Origin of the sequence: Corallococcus sp. AB049A, assembly GCF_003668885.1 — a bacterium.
GTDB classification, from domain to species: Bacteria; Myxococcota; Myxococcia; order Myxococcales; family Myxococcaceae; genus Corallococcus; species Corallococcus interemptor.
Genome location: NZ_RAWL01000769.1, coordinates 1 through 1,761, shown reverse-complemented (window position 1 = coordinate 1,761; position 1,761 = coordinate 1). Strand labels below are relative to the sequence as shown.

The 1,761-nt window shown below is 69.3% G+C and carries 2 protein-coding genes and 1 pseudogene; 1 reads left to right on the top strand and 2 read right to left on the bottom strand.

What is annotated here, in order from left to right; all coding sequences use genetic code 11:
• Positions 1-196 precede the first annotated feature (196 nt).
• On the bottom strand, positions 197-724 hold the full coding sequence (locus D7X55_RS39225) for a TlpA disulfide reductase family protein (RefSeq protein WP_121725682.1): 528 nt from the start codon (positions 722-724) through the stop codon (positions 197-199).
• Complete coding sequence (locus tag D7X55_RS39220; RefSeq protein WP_199747343.1) at positions 721-1,221, bottom strand: Fur family transcriptional regulator; 501 nt, start codon at positions 1,219-1,221, stop codon at positions 721-723. Before D7X55_RS39220 ends, D7X55_RS39225 begins: the two co-directional genes overlap by 4 nt.
• A 238-nt stretch (positions 1,222-1,459) precedes the next feature.
• Here D7X55_RS39220 and D7X55_RS39215 point away from each other — a divergent pair.
• Positions 1,460-1,761: pseudogene (locus D7X55_RS39215) on the top strand (hypothetical protein); the annotation flags it as partial.

The following is a 1,761-nucleotide window of genomic DNA, read 5'->3' as shown; positions in this document are numbered from 1 at the left end:
GGCGCAGGTAGCGCCGGAAGCCCTTGGCGTCCGCCACCGAAGCGAGGCTGAGGGCCACCGCCACCACCGCCGCCACCATCAGGAGCTTTCGCCGGGACGTCATGAGCGCCGGCGAAGGTACCAGCGGCCCCCCTGCCCGCAAGAATTCCGCTCCAGCCCTGTAGCACCCCGGCAGCACCCCGGGTGGCGAGTGGAATCAGTCCGCCTTCAGCAGCTTTTCAATGGCCTTGGCCACGTCCGCCTGGCCCTCGATGCCCTGCCACGCGGCCACCGCGCGGCCGTGCCTGTCCAGCAGCACCGTGCTGGGCAGCGCCCGGATGCGGCCAAAGGCGCTCTGCCCCGCGCGCATCCGCTCATCCGACAGCAGCAGCGGGTACGGGAAGGCGTAGTGGTCCGCGAACGGGCCCAGCACCTTGCCCTCGTCGATGTCCATCCCCACCGCGACGACCTGGAAGCCCTGGGGCCCGTACGTCTCTTGGAGCTGCTTGAGCGTGGGCAGGTCCGCCAGGCACGGGAAGCACCAGGTGGACAGGAAGGACACCAGCACCACCTTGCCCGGGAGCTGGCGCGGGTCGTAGCGCGTGGGCCCCACCGACGGCAGCCACAGCGCCCGGTAGAACGCGGGCCCGGCGTCCACCGGTCCGCCATGGGCACAGGCCCCCGTGAGGGCCAGCGCGCCGAGCGCCACCGCGCACAGGAGCGCGCGCCGTCGCACCGGGCTCAGGCCTCGGACCCCGGCGGGCCACCCCGGAGCTGACACTCGCGGCACAGGCCGTACAGCTCCATCTTGTGCGACGTCACCGTGAAGCCGTGCTTGCGCGCCACCGCGTCCTGGAGCGTCTCGATGCGGTCGTTCTCGAACTCGACGATGGTGCCGCAGCTGGTGCAGATGAGGTGGTCGTGGTGCTCGCGCCCCGCCGCCGCCTCGTAGCGCGTCTGCCCGTCACCGAAGTTGCGCGCGTGCGCCAGGCCACACTCGTTGAGCAGCTTCATGGTCCGGTACACGGTCGCCACGGACACCTTGGTGTCCTGCTCGCGCACCTTGTTCCACAGCTCCTCCACGGACAGGTGTCCGCCCACCTCGAAGAAGGTGTCGATGATGAGGCTGCGCTGGCGCGTGCTCTTCAGCCCGTGCTGGGCCATGTAGCGCGCCAGGACCTCGTCCTTGTCCTTGTCCGAGGGGCCGTGGGAGTGGGAGTGGCTGTGGTGATGGGTCGTCATCTGCAATCTCTGAAGCACCCCATGTGTTGGGGTGGGGATGCCTGCTCCCGCAAGACAATTTCAATGGCCGGCCCGGGCAAGCGCCTGCTCCCCCGCTGACTACCACGGACTCCGGTGTCTTCGGCTTGCGCCGCGCGTGAGCTGTTTACATTGAGGCCGGACTGGCTCATTGACACCTGTCTGGCCGCGAAGATAGAGGCATCCGCCCTCGTAAACGAGCAATTTTCCGAACCTTTCCATGATCAGTCCCTGGCAGAGAAGACGGCAGCCCGATGACGTGCCCACCCCGGTGGCGGTGGCGGTGTCGGACTTCTGCCGACGCGCGAAGGCTCCGGCCCCCGCACAGCAGGTCCGCGAGGCGCTCGCGCTCCTCACCGAAGAGGAGGACTTCCGGGTCCGCGCCCTCACGGATGGTGAACCGGAGACGTCCCCCCTGGGGCCCTTCGCGGTGGTGGACATCCTGCGCGGCGTGACGCCGTCGCTGGCGGCCCAGCGCCAGGAGTGCGGGTACTACGACGTGGTCCAGGAGCTGGCCCAGGT